We start from the raw sequence: 25,093 nt of genomic DNA, 5'->3' as shown, positions 1-25,093 counted from the left end.
ATCCGCGAGCCGCCCCACAAGGGCGGGGCAGGAGGCCACATGGACGCCATCACCTCGGTACCGACGCCGATCAACGAACCGATCCACACCTATGCTCCGGGATCACCGGAACGTGAACGGTTGTGCGCGAAACTCACCGAGACAGCTGAGAATCCGATCGACGTTCCGATGGTGATCGGAGGAGTACACCGAGTCGGCAGCGGTGAGCGAGCGAATATCGTTGCGCCCCATCGGCACGGGCTGGTGCTCGGTTCGCTGACCACCGCAACCCACGACGACGCGCACAGCGCGATCGAGGCCGCGACAGCGGCGGCACCGGAATGGCGGGCTCTTTCCTTCGACGATCGTGCGGCGGTGCTGCTGCGTGCAGCCGATCTGCTTTCCGGCCCGTGGCGCGAGACCATCGCCGCCGCAACGATGCTGGGGCAGTCGAAGAGTGCGACGCAGGCCGAGATCGATGCACCGTGCGAGCTGATCGACTTCTGGCGCTTCAACGTCGCCTTCGCGCGCGACATCCTTTCCCAGCAACCGGTATCGACGCCCGGTGTGTGGAATCGCCTGGAGTACCGCTCGCTCGAAGGTTTCGTCTACGCGATCACGCCGTTCAACTTCACCGCCATTGCCGGCAATCTGCCGACCGCGCCTGCGCTGATGGGCAACACGGTGGTGTGGAAGCCTTCGCCCACGCAGACATTGGCGGCGTACAAGACGCTGCAACTACTCGAGGCGGCCGGACTGCCACCCGGTGTCATCAACCTGGTGACCGGCGACGGTGTCGAGCTGTCCGAAGTGGTGTTGGCAGATCCTCGGCTGGCAGGCATCCATTTCACCGGTTCCACCAAGACATTTCAGTTGCTGTGGCGCGAAGTAGCCGCGAACATCGAGCGCTATCACGGCTACCCGCGGCTGGTGGGGGAGACGGGCGGCAAGGACTTCGTCGTCGCGCACTCGTCGGCGAATCCGGCTGTGCTGCGGACCGCGCTGATCCGTGGCGCCTACGAATACCAGGGGCAGAAGTGTTCCGCCGCGTCGCGTGCCTACGTCCCGAAATCGGTGTGGAAGGTGATGGGCGACGAATTCCTCTCGCAGGTAGCGGAACTCACGTATGGCGATGTGGCAGATCTGTCCAACTTCGGTGGGGCGGTCATCGACAAACGGGCCTATGACAAGAACGTCGCCGCAATCGAACGTGCCCGCGGCGCAAACGGAATAGAGATTCCCGTCGGCGGAACGTACGACGACGCGGAGGGCTGGTTCATCCGGCCGACCGTGCTCCTGGTGTCGAGTCCCAAGGACGAATCGTTCGCTACCGAGTACTTCGGACCGATCCTCAGCATCTACGTCTACGACGACCACGATCCCGGTTCGTTCGAAGACATTCTGGCCGAGGTGGAATCGGCGTCCCCCTATGCGTTGACCGGCGCGGTGATTGCCGACGACCGCGCCGCCGTCGAAACCGCAATGGCCGCACTGCGGTTCGCGGCAGGCAACTTCTACATAAACGACAAGCCGACGGGTGCTGTCGTCGGCCAACAGCCGTTCGGCGGTGCCCGGGCATCGGGTACCAACGACAAGGCAGGTTCGCCGATGAACCTGCTGCGGTGGGCATCGGCGCGGACGATCAAGGAGACCTTCGTCCCGCCGACCGACTACCGCTACCCGCACCAGGGCTGACGGCCGTGCTCGCGAACCCACTCCGGCCCGCAATCCTGGCGGCGGCGAAATCCGGTCTGCTCGAGCGATCGATCACCAAGGCGCCCGTCACGCGTCGCATCGTCGATCGGTTCGTCGCCGGCGACAATCGCGAAGACGTCCTCGACGTCGCCCGACGGTTGGTCGGGAGTGGACGCGCGATCAGCATCGACTTCCTCGGCGAGGACACCACCGACCGCGCGCAGGCGGATGCGACTGTGCAGGAGTATCTTTCGCTGATCGGAGACCTGGGCGCACTCGACGTCGCACCGATCAACGGCGCCGCGCCCCTGGAAGTCTCGATGAAGCTGTCGGCCCTCGGGCAAGCGCTGCCGCACGACGGCGACCGAATCGCACTGGACAACGCGTCGACTGTCTGCGCCGCCGCGGAGGACGCCGGCGTCTGGGTGACCATCGATGCAGAGGACCACACCACCACCGACTCCACGCTCGCGATCCTCGCGACCGTGCGCAAGGACTTCCCTTGGGTCGGAGCTGTCCTACAGGCCTACCTGCACCGCACCGAGGACGATTGTCGAGAACTTTGCGGACAAGGTTCCCGAATCCGGCTGTGCAAGGGCGCATATCGCGAGCCGGAGTCGGTGGCCTTCCAGAGCAATTCCGACGTCGACGCGTCGTACCTGCGCTGTCTCGAAATACTGATGACGGGCGACGGCTACCCGATGGTCGCGTCCCACGATCCGGCCATAGTTGCTGCTACCGGCACATATTCGCGCGATGCCACCGCCGTCGAGTATCAAATGCTGTACGGCATTCGCGATCTGGAGCAGGTGCGTCTCGCCGAGACCGGTGCGACGATGCGTGTCTACGTTCCGTACGGCACCGCGTGGTACGGGTATTTCATGCGCAGGCTCGCAGAGCGGCCGTCGAACCTGACATTCTTCTTGCGATCCCTGGCGACCAAGTCGTGAGCGTGTCGCTACGGTGAGATAGTGCTGCTGAACTCCCTGAACCCGTACACCGTCGCCCGTGGTGACGATATCCCCGACGCCGTGACGATCGGCGACGTCATCCTGTCTCGCAGTGATGTCCTGGGTGCTGCGACATCGGTGGCGGAACGAGTCGCGCGGGCGGACCGGGTTGCGGTGCTGGCGAAACCGAATGCCACCACGATCCTCGCGATCGTCGGGTGCCTGATCGCCGGTGTCACCGTCGTGCCGGTGCCGCCCGACTCCGGACCCGACGAATTGGCGCACATCCTGCGTGATTCCGGCGCCCAAGCCTGGCTTGGCGAGGCTCCGGAGGGCGGTGTTGTGCAGGGAGGTGATCTACCGGTCGTTCCCGTCCGTCTGCATGCGCGTTCGTGGCACAGCTACCCGGAGCCGGATCCGTCCCACATTGCATTCATCATGTACACCTCCGGCACGACGGGCCCGCCGAAAGGTGTGCTGATGAGTCGTCGTGCCATCGCGGCGGGCCTGGACGCATTGATCGAAGCGTGGCAGTGGACCGCACGCGATGTGTTGGTCCACGGGCTTCCGCTGTTTCATGTGCACGGGCTGATCCTCGGCGTCCTCGGACCCCTGCGTGTGGGAAACCCGTTGATACACACGGTGAAACCGACACCGGATGCCTACGCCGCCGCCGGCGGGACGATGTACTTCGGTGTGCCGACGGTGTGGTCACGAATTGCCGCGAACCCCGATGCCGCGCGTGCACTCAGCGGCGCCCGACTCCTTGTTTCTGGTAGCGCTCCACTGCCGGTCCCCGTTTTCGAGCAGTTGGTCGAACTCACTGGCCATGCACCCATCGAGCGATACGGCATGAGCGAAACGCTGATCACGTTGTCCACCAGGGCAGCTGGTGAGCGACGGCCCGGCTGGGTGGGTGTGCCGGTGCGCGGCGTCGAGACGCGCCTACGAGACGAGAACGGTGCCGACGTGCCCAACGACGGCGAGAGTATCGGCGGGCTGCAATTGCGCGGACCGATGCTCTTCGACGGCTACCTCGATCGACCTGACGCGACCGCGGATGCGCGGACCGAGGACGGCTGGTTCAAGACCGGCGATGTTGCCGTTATCGACCCGGAAGGTTTCCATCGCATCGTGGGTAGGGAGTCGACAGACCTGATCAAATCGGGTGGCTACCGCATCGGTGCCGGTGAGGTCGAGACAGCGCTGCTGGGCCATCCGAGTGTTGCCGAAGCCGCGGTGATCGGTGCGCCCGACAGCGACCTCGGGCAGGTCGTGGTCGGGTTCGTTGTGCTTCGTGAGGGGCTCGGGGCGTCGGAGTCCGACCTGATCGACCACGTCGCTGCCGGTCTGTCCGCGCACAAGCGGCCGCGTCGGATCTCCTTCGTCGAGTCCTTGCCGCGCAACGCGTTGGGGAAGGTTCAGAAGAAGCTGCTCGGCGAGTAGCGTCGGCGTGGTGGCCAGTAATTCTGCAGACGGAGATTCTGCACTCGAGTCCCTGTTCGGCACCACCGGCATCGCGGCGCTAGTCACGCTGAAACGCGATGGCCGACCGCAGATTTCGAACATCAGCTACCTCTACGACCCGGCGAAGCAGGTGTTCTCCGTGTCCATCACCGAGACCCGTGCGAAGACCAAGAACATGCGTCGTGACGGTCGGGTCAGCCTGCACGTCAACGGTTCGTCCGGTTGGAACTTCGCTGTCGCCGAGGGGCGTGCCGAGTTGGGTGCCACAACCGTGGCTCCCGACGACGCCGCAGCCGACGACCTGGTCGAGCTCTACCGTGCGATCGGCGGCAAGGAGCATCCTGATTGGGACGAGTACCGCGCAGCGATGGTTGCCGATCAGCGCTTGGTCCTGCGTGTGCATGTCGACAGGTTCTACGGGGCCGTTCAGCGTTCCTGAGTCGAGTCAGGAAAGTCCGTAGTCGATCACTCGGCGCGGGTGGATCCGAATGATCTCGCGAGACATCCCGGTGCGCAACGGCTCGACGTCGCGCAATGCCTCCGCGGTGCCGCGGATTTCGACCATCCGAACGGTCCACGGATCTGTGGCCACCACGTCGTCGACCACCAGCGACACCTCACCGTGAGTCTCGACATTGTGGAACTTGCGTGTGTCGCCGAGGTGGTAGCCGCCGATGTCGACGGTCCCGCCGTCAGCGTTGTAGCGGAAGCCGACGGGGCTGTTCTGCGGCGCTCCCCGCTTGTCCACAGTCGCGAGTCGGCCGAGATGCTGGGTTGCGAGATATGCGATCTGATCGGCGTTCAATGCGTCGGACATGAGGCTCCTTCGGTCGAGTGCCTCCACCGTAGAACCTCTACCGCGCTCGAGGTCAATGCCTATTTCGCCGTGTAGTCTCGCAGCCAACCTAGAACACGTTCCAATTCTACGAGGGGGTCGACCGTGGGCCGATTCGATCGTGCCGAGATCGAAGATGCGCTGCAGCACTACGACGCAGTGGTCGCCAACTGCTCGGCAACCCGCGACTGGGCGCCGTTCGCCGATCTGTTCACCGAAGACGTCGACTATTTCGAGCACGCGTACGGGGATCTGAAGGGGCGAGAAGCGGTGCGCGAGTGGATCGTCGCAACGATGGCACCGTTTCCGCAGATGCGCATCGTGCAGGACTGGGTGGCGTACGACGAGGCAAACGATGCCGCGGTCTTCGGGGTGAACAACATTCTGGAACTCGACGGCGTCGAATACGGCTTCCCCAACTACTCGCGAGTGATCTACGCCGGCGGCGGCCTGTTCTCCTCGCAAGAGGACACCTACAACCCCGCCCGCGATGCGCCGCGCGTCGTCGGCGAGTGGGTCAAGGCAGGCGGCAAGTTGCTGACGAAGCCGTTGGCAATGAAGTACGTCTTCACACGCTGACGTCGTGCCTGAACTGCTGGTCTTGGTCAACGGCCTTCCTGGTTCCGGCAAGTCGACGCTCGCAGCCGCTCTCGCCGACGAATTGGACGCTCAACTTCTCTCGAAGGACGTCATCAAGGAAGCGTTGGCGGCGTGCCTACGGCATCCGCATAGCCCGACGCTCGGTGCGATCGCGATGGACACAGCATGGGCAATGGCAGCGGCAACGTCGGGTGTCGTCGTCGTCGATTCGTGGTGGTTCAGACCCAGAGATCTCCACTACGCGAAGGCCGGCATCGAATTGGTTGCGGCGGATCGCGCGGTCGAGGTGTGGTGCGATGTTTCGCCGGAGATCGCATTGGCGCGTTTCACTGGGAGGAATCGACCAGCCATTCACGGCGACAAACTGGTGCACGATTGGGATCGCTGGATCGACCAGGCGGAGCCGTTGGGATTGACTCCGGTTCTCCGAATCGACACCACATCGCCGGTCGACATCGCTGATGCTGCAGCGCAAATTCGGCTTCAAGAAACCTAGCGTGAGCTGGCTCGATCCGGTACAACACTATGTTCGATACCGAGGCAAGTGATGAAGCGAGGCAGCTGATCGATCAGCTGCGCGCCCAGCATCGCGCGTCGGCAGTAGCGCAGGCAGAAGAGGTATTCGCCCTCACTGCGCTGTGTCGAGCGCATGTCGCCTGCGATCTCAGCGTCGGTATCTCGCACCCGACGGCGGGGGAGTTCGCCGCAACGCAGGCGGCGACTGCACTTCACATGACCGAAGGTGCGGTGAACCGGCTGATCGAGATCGGCCTTGCGCTCGACGACGATCTCCCGCTGGCCAGGGCGGCATTCGCCATCGGTGATATGGATCTGGCTCAGGTGCGCGTGATCGTCGACGCCATCGTGAACGTCCACCCGGATGTTGTTGCGGCGCTGGAGAAGAAGCTCGTCGGCGCTGCGCAGACGCAGAACCCGTCACGCCTACGGCAGACCGCGCGCCGCTGGATCGCCGCCCATGATCCGGACGGCTTTCCTCGACGGACTGCTACCGGCTGCAGGTGCGCAGACGTTGTCGATGCGGCTGCAAGAGATGGCGAATTCGGTCTGCGCCGAGGATCCCCGCACCCACGCTCAACGTCGGGCGGATGTTCTCGTCGCACTCGCCGACGGCACTGGCTGCCTGTAATTGCACGTGTGGCCGCGACAATTGCGGCACGACAACTCCCAACGCTGGAACACCACGGAAGCCGCTTATCAACGTCGGCGTATCGCTCGACACACTGCTCGGTCTCGGTGAGCACCCGGGCTTCCTCCACGGATTCGGCGCGATCGACGCCGATCTTGCCCGCCTGTTGGCAACGGACGGCCGCTGGAAGCTGATCGCGGACGCTGCGGAAAAGTACGGGACCGAATTCGGCCAGAACCCAATGAGCTACCGACTCACGGCCGAGTTGGAGCGCTGGATTCGGGCCCAGGACGGCACGTGTCGCTTCCCAGGATGCACAGTTCCAGCGCAACTGACGGATATCGACCACGGTGAACCGTTCGACCACGAAATCCCGAGGACGGCGGAAATCCGAGCGCGAGGAGTCGGACGCAGACGAGTTCTCCATCGACCTGGACGAGCTCGCGCCGCTCTGACGGCGGCGCCGTCGCGACCCGGCATGGCGTACGGTCATGACAGCGGGACCGTTCAGGTCTTCCAATCGAGAGACACATAATGTCCGACAAATCTCCGCGCAATTCCCTTTCCAAAAAGTCTGGCAAGTCGCTGAAAGAGAAGCGTGCCGACAAGAAAGCCAAGGGCACCGAATCGTCCGCAATCGAGACGACTGTCAATGTCAAAAAGCGCTGATTCTGAGCCACTGCTCACGCTGGGAGTGATGGCTCATTCGCGCAAAGAGAACGAGCACAGACTTCCGATTCACCCAGCACATTTCCAAAAAATCGATGCTGATATTCGTGCCCGCATTTTCTTGGAGGAGGGCTACGGCCTGCCTTTCGGCGTTTCGGACGAGAAATTGGCCACCCAGGTCGGCGGTATCCGGGCGAAATCGGAGCTGATCGCCGACTGTGATGTGGTCTTGCTTCCGAAGGTTCACGCCGACGATCTGGCCGAGTTGCGTGACGGGCAAATCGTATGGGGCTGGCCGCATTGCGTGCAGGACGCTGCGCTCACTCAGCAGGCAATCGACCGCAGGCAGACCCTCATCGCGTTCGAAGCGATGAATCACTGGGCCCGCGACGGCGGATTTCTGCTGCACGTGTTCCACAAGAACAACGAGCTTGCGGGTTACTGCTCGGTGCTGCACGCACTCGAATTGATCGGATCCACAGGCAATTACGGTCGTCGACTGCGTGCCACCGTCATCGGCTTCGGCGCGACGGCCCGAGGTGCTGTGACCGCGTTGAACGCACACGGTATCGATGACGTTCGCGTTCTCACCAACCGAGACGTCGCTGCAGTCGGATCGCCGATCCACTCAGTCGAGATCGTGCATCTCGATCATGACGACGACGATCCGACGCTCACCTGCGCGGTGACCAACGACGGTCGCATCCCGTTAGCTCCGTATCTGGCGGAGAACGACATCGTCGTCAACTGCGTTCTGCAGGACACCGAATCGCCGTGGACCTTCCTGAACGAGAAGGACCTCGGCGGGTTCTTGCCGGGCAGCCTGATCATCGATGTGTCCTGCGACGAAGGCATGGGCTTCAGCTGGGCGCGACCGACCACGTTCGACGACCCGAGCTTCGTCGTCGGCGACAACATCACGTACTACGCCGTTGATCACAGCCCGTCGTACCTCTGGAATTCGGCGACGTGGGAGATCAGCGGAGCACTACTGCCGCACTTGCGCACGGTGCTGTCGGGGCCGGCGAAGTGGAAGACCGAACCGACGATCGACCGCGCCATCGAAATTCAGGACGGCAAAATCCGCAATCCAGCGATCCTGTCGTTCCAACAGCGGGAAGCGACGTTCCCACACGAGTTCGGTAAGAGCCTCGTCGCCGGTTAGTCGTTCTTGTGCAAGACCGAGTTCAGCTCGACGCCGGTGCCCTTCCACGGAACAACCTCGACGGCGCCGGAAACCGAGTTGCGACGGAAGAGCAGGTTCGAATTACCCGCCAACTCGAGTGCCTTGATGACGGTGCCATCGGGACCGGTCACCTTCGTTCCCGCCGTCAGGTAGAGACCCGCCTCGAGCACGCAGTCGTCGCCGAGCGGAATGCCGAGACCGGAGTTGGCGCCGAGCAGGCACCGCTCGCCGACCGAGATGATCTGCTTGCCGCCACCGGACAGTGTGCCCATGGTCGAGGCGCCGCCGCCGACGTCACTGTCGTTGCCGATGACCACACCACCGGAGATGCGGCCCTCGACCATCGCATTGCCGAGTGTGCCCGCATTGAAGTTGACGAAGCCCTCGTGCATGACCGTGGTCCCGCTCGCGAGATGGGCACCGAGACGGACGCGGTCGGCATCACCGATGCGAACGCCGGACGGCACCACGTAGTCGACCATGCGCGGGAACTTGTCGATGCTGTAGACGGTGACCGGACCAAGAGCGCGCAGCTTGGCACGGACCGATTCGAAGCCCTCCACCGCGGCCGGACCGTGGTTGGTCCACACCACGTTGCTGAGCAGTCCGAACTGGCCGTCCAGGCTCAAGCCGTGTGGCTGGACGAGCCTGTGCGAAAGCAGGTGCAGACGAAGGTAGACGTCATGGGCGTCGGTGGGAGCCTGCGACAGGTCCGCGATGGTGGTGCGAACGGCGACCACGTCGACGCCACGGGCCTCGTCGGGGCCGACCAGTGCGCGCAGATCCTCGGGAATGTCGTTGCCATCCAGCCGGGTAGTCCCCGTCTCGGCGTTGTCGCCGAGTTCCGGGGCGGGATACCAGGTATCGAGAACCGTCCCGTCCGAGGTCACGTTGGCAATTCCGACTGCTGATGCTCCCTGTGCGCTCACGCAGACAAGGGTACTGGCAGCGAAATCGCCTCTCCAGGGGGTGCATGCGTGGAATGATGAGCCGCCGTAAGCAGTTGGGGCTCTCGGGAGGGTGATGTCCATGTTCGGCGCAGCAATTCGACGCACTATCGGTGCAGGCGCGGTCGCGGTACTCGCCGCCACCACGTTCTCCGTTCTTGCGGCACCGCAGGCAGCGGCCGCACCGGTGTGCCCAGGCGCAGGACAGGCACCCGTGCTCGTCGGCAGCGTGCCCGGCGCTGTTCTCGAGGGCGTGACGGTCGATCCCGCAGGTCGGCTCTACACGACCGACGCTGCCGCAGGCCGCATCTTCCGCATCGACGCTCCAGGAGCGCGCCCGGTTCAGGTGGCGTCCGTGCCAACAGGCAATTCGGCGGGCGCCCTGGCATGGCAGCCGGACGGCTCTCTGATCGTCGGGTACAGCGGACCGTCCGTTCTGGTCGGCGACGTCGCACGTCCGGGCACCTTGGCGCGCGTCGACGTGAACACCGGCGCGGTAACACCGTTCGCATCGGGGCTCAGCGCAGCCAACGGTGTTGCCGTTGCCAAGGACGGATCCATCTACGCCACCAACGATTTCGGCAACTTGGTAGGCCGCGTCGCGCCGAACGGTGCGGTGCAACCGAATTGGTCTTCTATCCCGAGCGCTAACGGTGCGGCCCTCACGTCGGATGGCGCCTACCTCTACGTCGCGCAGACGTTCGCGAATCCGGGCATCAGTCGGATCCCGATCGCGAATCCGGGCGCACCGGAGAACGTCGTCTCGTTCGGCGGCGGCGACGTACTGAAGGCTGCCGACGGTCTGACCCTCGATTCGCGTAACCGCCCGATCGTTCCCACCGACGTGAGCGGCGAAATCCTTCGCGTCGACGGCCCCGGTCAGGTGTGCACGCTCGCGAGCGGCCTGTTCGTGTCGAGCGTGGTCACCTACGGCCGCGGCACCGGCGGTTTCTCCGCTGGGCGACTGTTCCGCGCCGGTTTCGACGGCAACATCTACGAGATCCCCGGCGGCTTCGACCCGGCGGCCCGCACCGCAGCGCCGTAACCTGAACGGCGTGACTTCCCTCGATCTGCACGCCGACCCGATCGACTTGACGGCCGCGCTGGTCGACGTACCCAGTGTGTCGCACGACGAGTCCGCGATCGCCGACGCGGTGGAAAGTGCACTGCGCCACCAGACCTCGGGCTTCGAGATAGTGCGCAACGGCAATTGCGTCCTGGCGCGCACGGACCGCGGGTTGCCCAGGCGTGTGATCCTTGCCGGGCATCTCGACACCGTGCCGATAGCGGACAACGTCCCGAGCAGACGCGAGGGCAACATCCTGCACGGCTGCGGGACTGTCGACATGAAGTCCGGCGACGCGGTGTTCTTGCATCTCGCAGCGACCATTGCCGACCCCGTGCACGATCTGACGCTGATCTTCTACGACTGCGAAGAGATCGCCGCCGAGTTCAACGGCCTCGGTCGCATCGAACGCGAGCTACCCGAGTGGCTCGTCGGCGACGTTGCGGTCCTGGGTGAACCCTCCGGCGGGTTCATCGAGGCGGGTTGTCAAGGGACGCTGCGTGTTCGGTTGACCACCGCGGGAACGCGGGCGCACTCCGCGCGATCGTGGTTGGGCGACAATGCGATTCACAAGTTCGCGGCCGTGCTGGATCGACTGTCGAAGTACGAGGCACGATCGGTCGACATCGACGGCTGTGTTTATCGCGAGGGCCTCTCGGCAGTGCGGATCGATGGCGGTGTCGCGGGCAACGTCATTCCGGACGCGGCGTCGGTTGACGTCAACTTCCGCTTCGCGCCGGATCGATCTGTACCTGATGCCACCGAGCACGTCCGATCCGTGTTCGACGGCCTGGACATCGGGCTCGAGGTAACCGACAGCGCCCCCGGCGCGTTGCCCGGGCTCAGTGCGCCGGCAGCAGCAAAGCTGATCGCCGCGGCAGGAGGCGAGGTGCGTGCGAAGTACGGCTGGACGGACGTGTCGCGCTTCGCGGCGCTCGGAATTCCTGCCGTCAATTACGGGCCCGGCGATCCGAACCTGGCGCACAAGCGCGACGAGCACGTGCCGGTCGCGCAGATCACCGAAGTCGAGCGGGTGCTGCGCGCCTATCTGTCGAACTAGTCTTCACGCATCGACGCTACGGCGGTGGCGGATTCGGTGACGATCTCGCGCATCGCCCGCTCGGCCTCGACGCCGTCGCGGGACTGGATTGCCGACGCCACCACTCCGTGCAGTCGGATGGCTTCCGGCTCGGCGACATGCGGCATCAGCGAATGTCGAGTCCGACCGGCCAACACTTCGATGACGATCTCCGACATCCCACGGAGCAGCGGATTGCCGGACGCCGCGAGCAAGGTCGCGTGGAAATCGGAGTCGTGCGTCAGGTATGCGTCGGTGTCGGCGGCGCGAGCAGTCGACGACATACCGATCACCGCCGCCGTCAGTTGGCCGCACTGCTCGGCGGTGGCGTGTTCGGCCGCGAGCCGTGCCGCAACAGGCTCGATGCCCGACCGGAGTTCGCTGAGCGCACGGAGCTGCTCGAATCGACCCGGTCCCGCCAATTGCCACCGAATAATCTTGGGATCCAACGGATTCCAAGAATCACGCGGCTGCACGGTGATGCCGACTCGCCGACGAACAGCGACCAGTCCCATCGATTCGAGTACCCGAACGGCCTCGCGCACCACCGTCCGCGACACGCCGTACTGCTGCACCATCTCGTCGGCGACAATCCGGGTATCCGCGGGAATGCGGCCCGCGACGATGTCGGCGCCGACGCGGTCCACCAGCGAGTCGTGCAGCTGCTGGTAGCTGTCGGCATCCATGGACTGATCCTCTCATCTACCTGCGGATATGTACGTCAAGCTGAACGCAGTGTGGAAATAAGTACTACTAATTATGCCTGATGGGTTGTATTCATAGTGTTTATCCGTCAGAGTGACGTAGGTCATAGACGCCACACGGAAGAAAGCAACGCAATGAGTCCAACACTGTTCCTCGCCGCAGCAGACAACGCGCCACACGACACGCAGCTCATCGCCGCGGCCCTCGGCGGCGTCGCCGTCATCATCGCGTTGATCACCTGGCTCAAGATCCACCCGTTCCTGGCCCTGGTGATCGGTGCCATCGGAGTGGGGCTCGCGGCAGGGCTCGGCGCGCAGCCGTCCGTCGACAGCTTCACCAAGGGCTTCGGCTCCACGATGGCCGGTGTGGGCGTCCTGGTCGGTTTCGGAGCGATGTTCGGCAAGTTGCTCGCCGACTCCGGTGGTGCGGATCGCATCGTCGACACGCTTGTCGGCCGATCCAGTCCGGCGGTGCTGCCATGGACCATGGCGCTGGTGGGTGCGGTGATCGGGCTCCCGATGTTCTTCGAGATCGGGCTGGTGTTGCTGATGCCGGTGATCATCCTTGTCGCCCGCCGATCGGGCCTGCCCTTGATTCGAGTCGCGATTCCGACGCTGGCAGGCCTGTCCGTGATGCACGGGCTGGTTCCGCCGCATCCCGGTCCGCTGGTTGCGGTGACCGCGTTGAACGCCAACCTCGGACTCACGTTGGGTCTCGGCGTGCTGGTTGCCATTCCGACTGTGATCGTCGCAGGCCCGCTGTTCGGCAAGATTGCCGCTCGTTGGGTCGACGTGCCTGTTCCGGAATTGTTCATCACCGACTCGGCGAAATCTCGCGAGCACCGGCCGTCGTTCGGCGCCGCCTTGCTCGCGGTGCTGATTCCTGTGATCTTGATGCTGGGTAAGGCGATTGCGGATGTCGTCGCTGCCGACTCGAAATCGCCCGCCAAGTCGGTGCTGGACTTCCTCGGAACCCCAGCAATCGCACTGGGTCTGGCAGTGATCTTCGGAATTCTGCTGCTCGGCCGGGGCGGACGTATGGACCGCTCGGCGATCGCGAAGTCACTCGAAACCGCACTGCCGCCCATCGCGGGCATCTTGCTGATCGTCGGCGCGGGTGGTGGTTTCAAGCAGGTCCTTGTCGATACCGGGATCGGCGACGTCATCGCGAAGGCGATCGAGGGCAGCAACCTCTCCGTGCTGCTCCTCGCGTGGATCGTGGCGGCACTCATTCGCGTCGCCACCGGCTCGGCGACGGTTGCGACGGTGACCGCATCGGGCATCCTTGCTCCCGTCGCTGCCGATCTCTCCAATACCCATGTGTCGCTGATGGTGTTGGCCATCGGCGCCGGGTCGCTGTTCCTCTCGCACGTCAACGATGCGGGCTTCTGGCTCGTGAAGGAGTATCTGGGTGTGAGCGTCGGTCAGAACCTGAAAACGTGGACGGCGATGGAATGCGTCATCTCGGTGACCGGACTCGCCGGCGTGCTTGCCTTGAGCGCGGTGATCTGAATGATTCTCGTCATCATGGGGGTTTCCGGTTGCGGAAAGTCCACGGTCGGAGGGATTCTCGCCGGCAAATTGGGATGGGCGCTGCAAGAGGGCGACGACCTGCATCCAGCCGCGAACGTCGCGAAGATGGCATCGGGGACGCCGCTCACCGACGAGGACCGATGGCCGTGGCTGGAGCGAATCGCCGAGTGGATCGACGAGCACATCGACGCAGGGGAGTCCGGGATCGTCACGTGCTCGGCCCTCAAGCACAGCTATCGCGATGTGCTGCGACGCGATGACGTCGTCTTCGTCCACCTCGCCGGAACGCGCGCGCAGATCGAGGAGCGGCTGACAGCTCGGCTCGATCACTTCATGCCGACTTCGTTGCTCGACAGCCAGTTCGCAACGTTGGAGCCGCTACGGCCAGAGGAGCACGCGCTCACCCTCGACATCGGGCCCAGTTCGGCCGAGTTGGTCGACGAAATCGTCACGAGTCTGGATCTGCGGACGAGCTGAACAGAGCGACCGCTAACCTGGGCGGCATGGCACCCGACAAGCCTGGCCCATCGTCCGCGAAATACCGGGGACCGGTGATGTTGCGCCGCGACCGGAAAACCGAGTCCAGCACTGCGGACCAGCGTCTGCTGGACCAGCGTGGTCCCAGTGACTGGGTGCATACCGATCCGTGGCGGGTGTTGCGAATCCAGAGCGAGTTCGTCGAAGGCTTCGGCGCACTTGCCGAGGTGCCTGCGGCGGTCACCGTCTTCGGCTCGGCTCGCACGGCAGTGGACAGCGCCGAGTACGTCATCGGCCGCGAATTGGGTGCGGGCTTGGCCAAGGCCGGGTTCGCGGTGATCACCGGCGGCGGGCCGGGCGTCATGGAGGCGGCCAACAGAGGCGCAAGCGAGTCGGGTGGGTTCTCCATCGGATTGGGCATCGAGTTGCCGTTCGAGCAGGGCCTCAACGAGTGGGTGGACCTCGGCATCAACTTCCGCTACTTCTTCGCCCGCAAGACCATGTTCGTGAAGTACTCGCAGGCATTCGTCTGCCTGCCAGGCGGTTTCGGCACGTTGGACGAGTTGTTCGAGGCGCTCACGCTGGTGCAGACGCGCAAGGTCACGCGCTTTCCGATCGTGCTGTTCGGGTCCGAATACTGGGCGGGACTGATCGACTGGATCCGTGGCACGCTGCTGACGAGCGGCAAGATTTCCGCGCCGGACCTCGATCTGATCCATGTCACCGACAGCGTCGACGAGGCGGTGCGCATCGTCGTTGCTGCCCAGCACGGACCCGACGAGGCGGAAAAGCTGGGCACAGAGGACAAGTGGTGACGCAGTTCTCCGTTTGTGTCTACTGTGCGTCGGCGACCGGCGACCCAGAGTTGTTGGACCTCGCGGCCGCCGTCGGCGAGGAAATCGGGCGTCGTGGATGGCAGTTGGTGTCCGGTGGCGGCAACGTGTCGATGATGGGCGCGGTTGCTTCGGCTGCCCGTGCGGCCGGTGCCCACACTGTCGGCGTCATCCCGAAAGCGCTGGTGCACAAAGAAGTTGCCGATGTGGACGCCGACGAGCTGATCGTCACGGACACCATGCGTGAGCGCAAGCAGATCATGGAAGACCGTGCCGACGCGTTTCTGACGCTGCCCGGTGGCATCGGGACATTGGAAGAGCTGTTCGAGGCCTGGACAGCGGGATCCCTTGGCATGCATAGCAAGCCGTTGGTGCTCCTCGATCGTGGGGATCACTATCGCGGCCTGCTGGATTGGCTCGACGAGCTGCACACGCGGGGCTTCGTCGCTGATCGCGCAATAGAACGTCTGATCGTCACGACCGGAGTAACCGAAGCACTCGACGCGTGCGCAGAGCCCGTCGAGTCGAGCACGAAAATCGAAAGAGGAGCGCAATGAGTTCGAGTGGTCGGCCGACAATCGGTGTCGTCGATGTGGTGCGCCGATTGCCCGCCATGCTGCCGGATCTGCCTGGAATGGCAATGGGCGCAGCGAATCTGCTGCTGCGCAAGCCGGACAGCAAGGGGTCCGTCGGCCTGGTCTTCCAACGTGCGGCACAGCGGCACCCGGAACGGCCGTTCCTTCGGTTCGAGGGCAATTCGGTGGGCTACGGCGAAGCGAACGAGCAGGTGAACCGCTATGCCGTAGTGCTTTCCGCGCACGGGGTCGTCCGCGGCGACGTGGTCGGTGTCTTGATGAAGAACCGACCTGAGACGCTGTTCCTGGTGCTGGCGATCGCCAAGCTCGGTGCTACCGCGGGATTGCTCAACCACAATCAGCGCTCCGATGTGCTCGCGCACAGCCTCGGCTTGCTCGACTCACGCGTACTGGTGGTCGGCGACGAATGCCAGGAAGCGATCGACTCGCTCGACGCCGCTCCACAAGCCGAAACTGTGCTCACCGCAGACGATGTGGATCGCGAGGCGGTGGGCGCGGATGACGCGGATCCGCCCATTTGTGAAGAGATCACCGGTCGCGAGAAGGCGTACCTGATCTTCACGTCGGGCACCACGGGAATGCCGAAAGCCAGTGTGATGACGCACTATCGGTGGCTCAAAGGTATGGCCGGGCTCGGTAGCCTCGGTGTTCGGCTCAGCAGTGACGACACCCTCTACTGCTGCCTGCCGCTCTATCACAACAACGCTTTGACGGTGGCGTTGTCATCGGTGCTCGGATCCGGCGCGACCTTCGCACTCGGCAAGTCGTTCTCGGCGTCACGCTTCTGGGACGACGCAAACCTCAACAAGGCAACGGGATTCGCCTACATCGGTGAGTTGTGCCGCTACCTGCTGAACCAGCCTGCGCGATCGACCGACCGCGACAACAACATTCGGCTGATGGTCGGCAACGGGCTGCGGCCGGAGATCTGGGACGAGTTCAAGACTCGCTTCGGGATCTCGCGCGTCGCGGAGTTCTACGGTGCCAGCGAGGGCAACATCGCTTTCGTCAACGCGCTGAATCTCGATCGCACAGCGGGCGTGTGCCCCCTGCCGTACGCCGTTGTCGAATACGACGACGAGTCGGGAAAAGCCAAGCGCGATTCGAATGGCTTGTTGCGCAAGGTCGGAAAGGGCGAGGTCGGCCTACTGCTGGCGAAGGTCACCGATCGGGCTCCGTTCGACGGCTACACCGACAAGTCGGCGAGCGAGTCGAAGTTGGTGCGCGACGGGTTCGACAAGGGTGACGTGTGGTTCGACACCGGTGACCTCGTACGCAAGCAGGGATGGATGCATATCGCGTTCGTCGACCGGCTCGGCGACACGTTCCGCTGGAAAGGTGAGAACGTCGCGACCACCGAGGTCGAGGGTGCTCTCGGCGACGAGCGCGGTGTCGACCAGGCGGTGGTCTACGGAGTCGACGTTCCGGGGACCGATGGCAAGGCGGGTATGGCGGCGGTCATGATGAAGGACGGCGCAGGCTTCGACGGCAAAGCGGTCGCCGGCCATCTGTACGACCGCTTGCCCGCCTACGCGGTGCCGCTGTTCATCCGCATCGTCGATTCGCTGGAGCAGACGTCGACCTTCAAGAGCCGCAAGGTGGAGCTCCGCAAGCTCGGCTATTCGAACGACGCCGAAGGCACGCTGTACGTGCTGGCGGGCAAGAGTGCCGGCTATGTCGACGCCTACGAGACCTATGCCGACGATGTCGCGGGTGGTTCGGTCCCGAAGGGGTGAGCCCCACGGACCGAACGTGACCTTCATGCCGTCTGACGACATGAAGGTGACCTCGACTCCGCGCTGACGTCGGGTCGTGGCCGAGACGATGCGAGCGCGATGCCGTGCTCGAGGTCGGCGCGCACCGTCTTCGATTCTCGGCGGAATTGGCTGGGGAGATGGCTGACGACAATGATGCCGTGGCGCTGCATCAGGGCGCGCCGTCGCATCGTTGCTTCGTGATCGCGGATCGACAAGTGATGGCGCAACGAGTCGATTTCCCAGGCGAGCCCGACGCTGTCGAGCCAGCCGTCGGGGCGTGCAATGAACTGGCCGTTTCCATCGATGACGTCGACGTTGAACTGCATCGGTGGCAGCCCAGTGGACGCGTACAACTTCTGCGCGGCGATCTCAGCCACCGAATGCGCACCGTCGGACAACTCGTCCAATACTCGGCGCGGCAATGCGGTGCCGCGACTCGTCCCCGCGGCCAGCTCGACTGCGAGGTCGTCGAGTTCGACTGCGCGCCTTTGAATCGCACCGCTGATCAAGGCTCGGCATGTCTCGAGGTCCCGCTGCCGTCGTGCGGCGTCCATCAGTGCTCGCGATGTCGGAGCAACGCGAATCCCTCCACTGATCGATGCCACCGGCACACGCGATGTCCGTTCGATATCGATGAATCCGACGGACTTCCTGTGGTTCGTGTGCGGGATCAGAACTAGGACATCCTGCGAGGATCGCGCGAGTCCGAGTTCATCGAGAGCCGCGTTTCCGGACAACACCGCTGTCGGCCCGGCATACGCCAACGCGGCACGGTGGCGTTGCCGAGACGATGGGATTCCGTTGTGCAGCAGGACGACGCCGGGGAGCATCCGCTGCCACGGTCCGCCAGGCGCGCACCGACGGACAATCGCGCCTGCCGACACTCCGAGAGTGTGCAAATCACCTGTCCGGATGACACTGTCCGTGCTCGCCCTCGTCAATACGCCAGGGTCGTCGGCCCACGTTCCTCGTCGCATACACCAATGCTGCACCGCCGACAATCTGCCGTAGATCCGTGACCTGGTCTTTTAGCTTGCCCTGTGGATGAAGCAAGTCCTGTGGATAGACGGACCGAATGTGACCTTCATGCCGTCTGACGACATGACGGTGACCTTCGATCCCGCCGCTCATGCCAACATTGACCCATGACAACCGCGCCATCGATCACACCGCAGCCGACGCTCTGCGGTAAGCCGGTGGCGATGGATCGCGCCTTGGTCATGGCGATCGTCAACAGGACCCCCGATTCCTTCTACGACCAGGGCGCCAACTTCACCGACGAGGCGGCGATGGCTGCTGTGCATAGGGCTGTTCGTGAAGGTGCCGACCTCGTCGACATCGGCGGCGTCAAGGCCGGGCCCGGCGACGATGTCGATGCCACCGAAGAGATCCGTCGAGTGGTGCCTTTCGTCGCCGCGATTCGCGAGGCCTACCCGGACCTGTTGATCAGCGTCGACACCTGGCGGAGTGAGGTGGCGAGGCGGGCAATCCGTGAGGGCGCCGATCTCATCAACGACACGTGGGCAGGCGCCGATGTCGAATTGGTGGAGGTTGCGGCCGAGCTGGGCGTCGGAATCGTGTGCAGCCATACCGGGGGAGCGCAGCCGCGAACCCGTCCACATCGGGTGCGATATACGGACGTCGTCGCGGATGTGGTGGACGAGGTGGTCGGTGCGGCCGAACGAGCACTCGCACTCGGTGTGCCGAAGGACGCCATCCTCATCGATCCGACCCACGATTTCGGCAAGAACACCTATCACGGGCTCGAGTTGTTGCGTCGCGTGGACGTTCTTGTAAACACCGGATGGCCAGTGCTGATGGCGCTGAGCAACAAGGACTTTATCGGGGAGACTCTAGGTGTCGGACTTGCCGAACGCTTGGAGGGAACATTGGCAGCTACAGCATTGGCGGCCGCCGGAGGCGCTCGCGTGTTCCGTGTCCATGAGGTGGGTCAGACCCGACGGGTGATCGACATGGTTGCCTCGATCGTCGGCACCCGGGCGCCTGCGCAGACCGTGCGGGGGTTGGCATGACCACACACAGGGAGTGGGCCGACTCCAACACCTGGGACAAGCCGGACTGGACTGTCGAGGGTCTGATCTCCGCGAAGAACGGCCGCACCGTCTCGGTGGTGCTTCCTGCTCTGAACGAGGAGACGACGGTCGCGAGCGTGATCGACACCATCCACCCGTTGCTCGGCAACCTGGTGGACGAGCTGATCGTGCTCGATTCCGGTTCGACCGACGAGACGGCCGATCGGGCCCGCGCGGCGGGTGCCACGGTGATCAGCCGTGAGCAGGCCGTCCCGGAGCTGGCTCCGGTGCCCGGCAAGGGCGAGGTGCTGTGGCGGTCGTTGGCGGCGTCGACGGGCGACATCATCGCCTTCATCGACTCGGATCTGATCAATCCCGATCCGGCGTTCGTGCCCAAGCTGCTCGGTCCGCTGCTGACGGTCGACGGCATTGCGCTGGTCAAGGGCTATTACCGCAGGCCACTGCAGCACGGTGGGTCCGTCGAATCCAACGGCGGTGGCCGAGTGACCGAACTGGTCGCGCGTCCCCTGCTTTCGGCGATGCGACCCGACCTGTCCAGCGTGCTGCAGCCGCTCGGCGGCGAGTACGCCGGTACGCGCGAGCTGATGTGTTCGGTGCCGTTCGCCCCCGGCTATGGCGTGGAGATCGGTCTGCTGCTCGACACCTACGACAAGCTGGGCCTCGCCGCGATCGGCCAGGTGAATCTGGGCGTGCGAAAACATCGCAATCGTCCACTGTCCGACCTCGGCGTGATGAGCAGGCAGATCGTCGGCACCATGCTCGGACGGTGTGGCATCAAGGACTCCGGCGCGGCGCTCACGCAGTTCCCGCTCGAGGGCGATTCGTTCGTCCCGGTGAGCACCGAGGTGTCGCTGGTCGACAGGCCCCCGATGAACACTCTGCGATAGCTGGCCGGTTGAGCGCAGCGAAGGGGATTCTGGCACTGTCTAAGTCATGCTCACGATGCTGTTGTACGTCCTGATCGTGGCCCTTGTCGCGGGTGTTCTGTTCCTCATCGCCAGCGCCGTCTTCGGTCGCGGCGAGGAGCTGGAACCGCTGCCACCCGGCACGACGGCGACGCTGTTGCCGGCGACGGACGTGACGGGAGCCGACGTTCGGAGTCTGCGTTTTCAGCAGACCCTGCGCGGATACAAGGCCAGCGAAGTGGATTGGGCGTTGGAGCGGCTCGGCAACGAGATCGATTCGTTGCGGCTGCAACTGAGCGAGCGGGACAGTGCGGGCGAGCCGCGCTGATGGAGGACGACGGCAAGTTTCGCTGTCCGTGGGGGCTGGGTTCCGAGCTGTACCGCGACTACCACGACTTCGAGTGGGGGCGTCCCGTCCATGGCCGCGATGCGCTGTACGAGCGCATCTGCCTGGAGTCGTTTCAGTCCGGTTTGGCGTGGATCACGATCCTGCGCAAGCGCCCGGCGTTCCGGGAGGCGTTCGCGGCATTCGACGTCGAGAAGGTCGCCCGCTTCACCGACAAGGACTCGGAGCGACTGATGGGCGATGCGGGAATCGTCCGCAACAAGGCCAAGATCGCGGCCTCCATCCGCAACGCCCGCGCCGTGCTGGATCTCGACGTCGAGCTCGACGAGCTGCTGTGGTCGTTCGCGCCGTCCACACGCAATGGGCGGCCCGAACATATACGTGACGTACCCGCGGTAACGGCAGAGTCCACCGCGATGGCCAAGGAACTCAAGCGTCGCGGCTTCGCGTTCGTCGGTCCGACGACCGCGTATGCGTTGATGCAGGCGACCGGAATGGTCGACGATCACCTTGCGCAGTGTTGGGTTCCGGCGGCGTCGTGAGAACCGATCGCGGTGGTTTTGCAACTCAGGTACCCGCCGGTCAACGCGATAGGGAACAATAGAGCTTTGTGGCTCGCCGCACCTCGGCGAGACAAGGGATGAGCAAGCACAGGCGCAAGCAGTAGAGCGCAGATTCTGGAGGGAGCAGGGATGGCGGCCATGAAACCCCGCACTGGGGACGGTCCCCTCGAGGCAACCAAAGAGGGACGAGGAATCGTCATGCGGGTTCCGCTCGAGGGCGGTGGTCGTCTGGTCGTCGAACTCACGCCGGAGGAAGCCGCGGCTCTCGGTGATGAACTCAAAGGTGTCACCAGCTAGCGACAGCTCCCGTCGCCGGCCCCGTATGCCGTTCGGCAGGCTGCGGGGCCTTTTGGTGTCCGGCGCGATGAGGCACTGATGCTCGCCGACATCGTCGATCTACTGGCTTGCCCGGTGTGCGGATCGAGCGTCGAGATCGACGATCGCATCGTTCTCTGCCAACTCGGGCATAGTTTCGACATCGCCCGCCAGGGCTACGTGAGCCTGTCGACCGGTGCCGCGTCCAAGATCAGCGGCGACACCGCCGAGATGATCGCGTCGCGCGCGGACTTTCTCGACGACGGCCATTTCGATGCGATCGGTGACGCCGTCGCGCGGGCGATCGAGGACACCCGAGGGCCTGCGCCGGTGCGCATTCTGGAAATCGGTGCTGGCACCGGGCACTACGTCGCCCGAGCGCTGGACGAAGTTCCGGACGCCCAGGCGATCGGCATCGATGTTTCGAAGGCGGCGGCGCGACGCATTGCGCGAGCGCACGATCGGTTGGGTTCGGTGGTTGCCGATGCGTGGAAGCGATTGCCGATTCTCGACGGCTCGATCACGCACACGCTTTCGATCTTCTCGCCGCGGAATGCGGACGAGATTCGACGTGTCACCTCCAGCGACGGCGCATTCATCGTTGTCACTCCGACGCCGCGGCATCTGATCGAACTGATCGAGCCGCTCGGCATGGTGAGCGTCGACGAGGACAAGACCCGACGCCTCGGCGATTCGATGGCCGGTCGGTTCGATCGGATCGCCCGGACACCGGTGGAGTACCCGATGACGCTCGACGCCGACGCGATTCGTGCGGTCGTGGCCATGGGGCCGTCGGCGCGACACATCGACGATCGTCAACTGACCGAACGCGTCGCCGCCATCGAGGCGCCGGCGACGGTGACCGCGTCGGTGGTCGTATCGACCTATCGTCCGCGCTTGGCGATCACGTCGTCGTAGACGGCCATCGTCTGGCGCGCGATCTGTGCCCACGAGAATTCGGCGATCGCCCGCTCGCGACCTGCCGTGCCCATCGCGGCAGCGCGTTCCGGATCGCTGGCGACAGCGTTGACGACTTCCGCGAGTTGCTGCTCGAAGGCGCGCGGCTCGTACGAGTTGTAGTGCACCAGCCGCCCGGTGGTGCCGTCGACGACCACCTCGGGGATCCCGCCGACGTCCGACGCGACGACCGCCGTCTCCGTTGCCATCGCTTCCAGATTCACGATGCCCAGTGGTTCGTAGACCGACGGGCAGACGAAAAGGGTTGCTGCCGAGAGAATCTGACGGATCTGCTCGGTCGGTAGCATCTCGCGGACCCACGAGACGTTGCCGCGGTGCGCCGCGAGTTCGGTGACGGCAGCAGCCGTCTCGGCTTCGATCTCCGGCGTGTCCGGCGCACCCGCGCAGAGCACCAGTTGGATGTCGGGGTGAAAGTCGGCCGCCGCGGCAAGCAGATGTCCGACGCCCTTCTGTCGCGTGATCCGGCCGACGAAGGCGACGATCGGCTGATCCAGCCGCACGCCCAGCTCGCTGAGCACGTCGCGCTCGCCGGCTGCCGGTGCACCCGGGTGCCACACCTCGGTGTCGATTCCGTTGCACACCACATGAACTCGCGCTGGATCCAGCGCGGGGTACGCGTCGAGCACGTCGAGACGCATGCCCTCGCTGACCGCGATCACGGCATCGGCGTTCTCTACCGCGTTACGTTCGGACCACGACGAGATGCGGTACCCGCCGCCGAGCTGCTCGGCCTTCCACGGGCGCCGCGGCTCCAGCGAGTGGGCGGTCAGGACATGCGGCACGTCGTAGAGCGCGCTGGCGAGATGACCGGCCAGACCGCTGTACCAGGTGTGCGAATGCACGACGTCGACGCCACCTGCCGCCTGTGCCATGCGCAGCTCTGCGGAGAGGGTGCGGATGGCCGGATTGGCGCCGTCGAGGGCGGGGTCCGGTTGATGCACCTCCGCGCCCGCACGGGGCTCGCCCATGCAGTGCACATCCACGTCGCAGAGCTCCCGTAACCGGCCGACGAGCTCGGTCACGTGTACGCCTGCGCCGCCGTAAACCTCCGGCGGATATTCCCTCGTCATCATCGCTACCCGCACGCCATAAACGTAACCGCCAGCGCACTATCCGGCTACCGATATCGGGCTCGAACGCACGAACTGTGTCCCAATGCTGGCGGGTGGGATGACGTACGGATAGGTTGACAAGTGTGAGGAGCCAGCCGCATGTGCTTGGAATTGTGCTCGCCGGTGGAGAGGGCAAGCGCCTGTATCCGTTGACAGCGGATCGCGCGAAGCCCGCCGTGCCGTTCGGTGGTGCTTATCGCCTGATCGACTTCGTCTTGAGCAACCTGGTGAACGCCGGGTATTTGCGCATCTGCGTTCTGACTCAATACAAGTCGCATTCGCTCGACCGCCATATTTCGCAGACCTGGCGGCTCTCCGGTTTCGGCGGTGAATACATCACACCGGTTCCGGCGCAGCAGCGTCTCGGCCCGCGGTGGTACACCGGCAGCGCTGACGCGATTCTGCAATCGATGAACCTGATCTACGACGAAGACCCCGAATACATCGTGGTTTTCGGCGCGGATCACGTCTACCGCATGGACCCGGAGCAGATGGTGCAGCAGCACATCGAATCCGGTGCGGGCGTCACGGTCGCGGGTATCCGAGTGCCGCGCAGCGAGGCGACGGCCTTCGGCTGCATCGACGCGGACGAGTCCGGGCGGATCACCCAGTTCCTCGAGAAGCCCGCGCATCCGCCGGGAACGCCGGACGACCCGAATGCGACGTTCGCATCGATGGGCAACTATGTGTTCACCGCGAAGGTGCTCGTCGACACCATTCGTGCCGACTCGGAGAACACCGACTCCGATCACGACATGGGTGGCGACATCATTCCCGCTCTGGTCGCCTCCGGCGATGCCGCGGTCTACGACTTCAAGGACAACGTGGTTCCCGGCGCGACCGATCGCGACCGCGGCTACTGGCGCGATGTCGGGACCATCGATGCGTTCTACGACGCCCATATGGACTTGGTGTCGGTGCATCCGGTGTTCAACCTCTACAACCGTCGCTGGCCGATCCGCGGTGCCGCCGAGAACCTGGCTCCCGCCAAGTTCGTGCAGGGTGGTCTGGCGCAGGAATCGGTGGTCGGTGCGGGGTGCATACTGTCCGCCGCGACCGTCCGCAACTCCGTGGTGAGCAGCAACGTGATGATCGAAGACGGCGCAACGGTCGAGGGCAGCGTGATCATGCCCGGCGTCCGCATCGGCAAGGGTGCCGTTGTGCGGCGGGCGATCCTGGACAAGAACGTGGTCGTCGGTGACGGCGAAATCATCGGCGTCGATCTGGAGCGCGACCGCGAACGGTTCGCAGTCAGTGCGGGCGGCGTCGTCACCATCGGTAAGGGAATCTGGATCTAGGCG

27 protein-coding genes and 1 pseudogene are annotated in these 25,093 nt (G+C 64.4%); 23 read left to right on the top strand and 5 right to left on the bottom strand.

What is annotated here, in order from left to right; genetic code table 11:
- Nucleotides 1–39: 39 nt before the first annotated feature.
- From pruA to FOY51_RS12995, 4 genes are read left to right on the top strand one after another with little or no spacing between them, the layout of a single operon-like run.
- Nucleotides 40–1,674 (top strand): L-glutamate gamma-semialdehyde dehydrogenase, encoded by a 1,635-nt coding sequence (pruA, locus tag FOY51_RS13010; RefSeq protein WP_149430659.1) that lies wholly within the window; start codon nt 40–42, stop codon nt 1,672–1,674.
- Nucleotides 1,671–2,624 (top strand): proline dehydrogenase family protein, encoded by a 954-nt coding sequence (locus FOY51_RS13005; RefSeq protein WP_149430839.1) that lies wholly within the window; start codon nt 1,671–1,673, stop codon nt 2,622–2,624. Before pruA ends, FOY51_RS13005 begins: the two co-directional genes overlap by 4 nt.
- Nucleotides 2,625–2,645: 21 nt before the next feature.
- Entirely contained in the window at nt 2,646–4,070 is a 1,425-nt protein-coding gene (locus tag FOY51_RS13000; RefSeq protein WP_149430658.1) for an acyl-CoA synthetase, read from the top strand.
- 10 nt (nt 4,071–4,080) lie between these two features.
- On the top strand, nt 4,081–4,530 hold the full coding sequence (locus tag FOY51_RS12995; protein WP_149430657.1) for a PPOX class F420-dependent oxidoreductase: 450 nt from the start codon (nt 4,081–4,083) through the stop codon (nt 4,528–4,530).
- Nucleotides 4,531–4,536: 6 nt separating this feature from the next.
- Here the strand turns inward: FOY51_RS12995 and FOY51_RS12990 are convergent, their stop codons facing one another.
- The gene (locus tag FOY51_RS12990) at nt 4,537–4,908 is read right to left on the bottom strand and encodes a PPOX class F420-dependent oxidoreductase (RefSeq protein ID WP_149430656.1); all 372 of its coding nucleotides are present in this window, start codon (nt 4,906–4,908) and stop codon (nt 4,537–4,539) included.
- 123 nt (nt 4,909–5,031) lie between these two features.
- On the opposite strand from FOY51_RS12990, the gene FOY51_RS12985 reads away from it, so the two are divergent.
- The 5 genes and pseudogenes from FOY51_RS12985 (at nt 5,032) to FOY51_RS12970 (ending at nt 8,507) form a co-directional block, all read left to right on the top strand.
- Nucleotides 5,032–5,505, top strand: a complete 474-nt coding sequence (locus FOY51_RS12985; RefSeq protein ID WP_149430655.1) for a nuclear transport factor 2 family protein — start codon at nt 5,032–5,034, stop codon at nt 5,503–5,505.
- A 4-nt stretch (nt 5,506–5,509) separates the two neighbouring features.
- The gene (locus tag FOY51_RS12980) at nt 5,510–6,022 is read left to right on the top strand and encodes a P-loop nucleotide/nucleoside kinase family protein (protein ID WP_149430654.1); all 513 of its coding nucleotides are present in this window, start codon (nt 5,510–5,512) and stop codon (nt 6,020–6,022) included.
- A gap of 29 nt (nt 6,023–6,051) precedes the next feature.
- A pseudogene (locus FOY51_RS27395) lies at nt 6,052–6,673 on the top strand (DUF222 domain-containing protein).
- Nucleotides 6,633–7,208, top strand: a complete 576-nt coding sequence (locus FOY51_RS27190; protein WP_187776316.1) for a hypothetical protein — start codon at nt 6,633–6,635, stop codon at nt 7,206–7,208. Before FOY51_RS27395 ends, FOY51_RS27190 begins: the two are co-directional and overlap by 41 nt.
- Nucleotides 7,209–7,325: 117 nt before the next feature.
- Nucleotides 7,326–8,507, top strand: coding sequence for a N(5)-(carboxyethyl)ornithine synthase (locus tag FOY51_RS12970; RefSeq protein WP_214633096.1), 1,182 nt, complete (start codon nt 7,326–7,328; stop codon nt 8,505–8,507).
- On the opposite strand, the gene dapD is transcribed toward FOY51_RS12970, so the two are convergent.
- Entirely contained in the window at nt 8,504–9,457 is a 954-nt protein-coding gene (gene dapD, locus FOY51_RS12965; protein WP_149430651.1) for a 2,3,4,5-tetrahydropyridine-2,6-dicarboxylate N-succinyltransferase, read from the bottom strand. The genes FOY51_RS12970 and dapD overlap by 4 nt on opposite strands.
- A 100-nt stretch (nt 9,458–9,557) precedes the next feature.
- Between dapD and FOY51_RS12960 the strand changes: the two genes are divergently transcribed.
- A complete protein-coding gene (locus tag FOY51_RS12960) occupies nt 9,558–10,520 on the top strand; it encodes an SMP-30/gluconolactonase/LRE family protein (protein WP_149430650.1) in 963 nt (320 codons plus the stop codon).
- A 10-nt stretch (nt 10,521–10,530) separates the two neighbouring features.
- The gene (dapE, locus tag FOY51_RS12955; RefSeq protein ID WP_149430649.1) at nt 10,531–11,601 is read left to right on the top strand and encodes a succinyl-diaminopimelate desuccinylase; all 1,071 of its coding nucleotides are present in this window, start codon (nt 10,531–10,533) and stop codon (nt 11,599–11,601) included.
- Here dapE and FOY51_RS12950 read toward each other — a convergent pair.
- Nucleotides 11,598–12,305 carry a FadR/GntR family transcriptional regulator gene (locus tag FOY51_RS12950; RefSeq protein ID WP_149430648.1) on the bottom strand — a complete coding sequence of 236 codons (708 nt, stop codon included), beginning with the start codon at nt 12,303–12,305 and terminating at the stop codon, nt 11,598–11,600. The genes dapE and FOY51_RS12950 overlap by 4 nt on opposite strands.
- A gap of 153 nt (nt 12,306–12,458) precedes the next feature.
- Between FOY51_RS12950 and FOY51_RS12945 the strand changes: the two genes are divergently transcribed.
- Genes FOY51_RS12945 through FOY51_RS12925 form a run of 5 tightly spaced genes read left to right on the top strand, consistent with a single transcriptional unit; the run spans nt 12,459 to nt 17,498 of the window.
- The gene (locus tag FOY51_RS12945) at nt 12,459–13,835 is read left to right on the top strand and encodes a GntP family permease (RefSeq protein ID WP_149430647.1); all 1,377 of its coding nucleotides are present in this window, start codon (nt 12,459–12,461) and stop codon (nt 13,833–13,835) included.
- A complete protein-coding gene (locus FOY51_RS12940) occupies nt 13,836–14,333 on the top strand; it encodes a gluconokinase (RefSeq protein ID WP_149430646.1) in 498 nt (165 codons plus the stop codon).
- 26 nt (nt 14,334–14,359) lie between these two features.
- Nucleotides 14,360–15,148, top strand: coding sequence for an LOG family protein (locus tag FOY51_RS12935; protein ID WP_149430645.1), 789 nt, complete (start codon nt 14,360–14,362; stop codon nt 15,146–15,148).
- A complete protein-coding gene (locus tag FOY51_RS12930; protein WP_149430644.1) occupies nt 15,142–15,723 on the top strand; it encodes an LOG family protein in 582 nt (193 codons plus the stop codon). The genes FOY51_RS12935 and FOY51_RS12930 overlap by 7 nt, the downstream gene beginning before the upstream one ends.
- A complete protein-coding gene (locus tag FOY51_RS12925; protein WP_149430643.1) occupies nt 15,720–17,498 on the top strand; it encodes a long-chain-acyl-CoA synthetase in 1,779 nt (592 codons plus the stop codon). Before FOY51_RS12930 ends, FOY51_RS12925 begins: the two co-directional genes overlap by 4 nt.
- A 23-nt stretch (nt 17,499–17,521) precedes the next feature.
- On the opposite strand, the gene FOY51_RS12920 is transcribed toward FOY51_RS12925, so the two are convergent.
- On the bottom strand, nt 17,522–18,496 hold the full coding sequence (locus FOY51_RS12920; RefSeq protein WP_149430642.1) for a hypothetical protein: 975 nt from the start codon (nt 18,494–18,496) through the stop codon (nt 17,522–17,524).
- Nucleotides 18,497–18,664: 168 nt separating this feature from the next.
- Between FOY51_RS12920 and folP the strand changes: the two genes are divergently transcribed.
- The 6 genes from folP (at nt 18,665) to FOY51_RS12890 (ending at nt 22,620) form a co-directional block, all read left to right on the top strand.
- The gene (folP, locus tag FOY51_RS12915) at nt 18,665–19,552 is read left to right on the top strand and encodes a dihydropteroate synthase (RefSeq protein ID WP_149430641.1); all 888 of its coding nucleotides are present in this window, start codon (nt 18,665–18,667) and stop codon (nt 19,550–19,552) included.
- Nucleotides 19,549–20,460, top strand: a complete 912-nt coding sequence (locus FOY51_RS12910; RefSeq protein WP_149430640.1) for a glucosyl-3-phosphoglycerate synthase — start codon at nt 19,549–19,551, stop codon at nt 20,458–20,460. The genes folP and FOY51_RS12910 overlap by 4 nt, the downstream gene beginning before the upstream one ends.
- Before the next feature lie 46 nt (nt 20,461–20,506).
- Nucleotides 20,507–20,806, top strand: a complete 300-nt coding sequence (locus FOY51_RS12905; protein ID WP_149430639.1) for a DivIVA domain-containing protein — start codon at nt 20,507–20,509, stop codon at nt 20,804–20,806.
- A complete protein-coding gene (locus FOY51_RS12900; protein WP_149430638.1) occupies nt 20,806–21,366 on the top strand; it encodes a DNA-3-methyladenine glycosylase I in 561 nt (186 codons plus the stop codon). The genes FOY51_RS12905 and FOY51_RS12900 overlap by 1 nt, the downstream gene beginning before the upstream one ends.
- Before the next feature lie 150 nt (nt 21,367–21,516).
- The gene (locus FOY51_RS12895; protein ID WP_003931055.1) at nt 21,517–21,684 is read left to right on the top strand and encodes a DUF3117 domain-containing protein; all 168 of its coding nucleotides are present in this window, start codon (nt 21,517–21,519) and stop codon (nt 21,682–21,684) included.
- Nucleotides 21,685–21,762: 78 nt separating this feature from the next.
- Nucleotides 21,763–22,620 carry a putative RNA methyltransferase gene (locus FOY51_RS12890; RefSeq protein ID WP_149430637.1) on the top strand — a complete coding sequence of 286 codons (858 nt, stop codon included), beginning with the start codon at nt 21,763–21,765 and terminating at the stop codon, nt 22,618–22,620.
- Here the strand turns inward: FOY51_RS12890 and glgA are convergent.
- The gene (glgA, locus tag FOY51_RS12885; protein WP_149430636.1) at nt 22,587–23,765 is read right to left on the bottom strand and encodes a glycogen synthase; all 1,179 of its coding nucleotides are present in this window, start codon (nt 23,763–23,765) and stop codon (nt 22,587–22,589) included. The genes FOY51_RS12890 and glgA overlap by 34 nt on opposite strands.
- 110 nt (nt 23,766–23,875) lie before the next feature.
- On the opposite strand from glgA, the gene glgC reads away from it, so the two are divergent.
- The gene (gene glgC, locus FOY51_RS12880) at nt 23,876–25,090 is read left to right on the top strand and encodes a glucose-1-phosphate adenylyltransferase (protein WP_149430635.1); all 1,215 of its coding nucleotides are present in this window, start codon (nt 23,876–23,878) and stop codon (nt 25,088–25,090) included.
- The last annotated feature ends 3 nt before the right edge of the window (nt 25,091–25,093 follow it).

This window comes from Antrihabitans cavernicola, assembly GCF_008297975.1.
GTDB lineage: Bacteria > Actinomycetota > Actinomycetes > Mycobacteriales > Mycobacteriaceae > Antrihabitans > Antrihabitans cavernicola.
The sequence above is the reverse complement of the archived record's forward strand: the minus strand, read 5'-3'. Positions and strand labels throughout refer to the sequence as shown.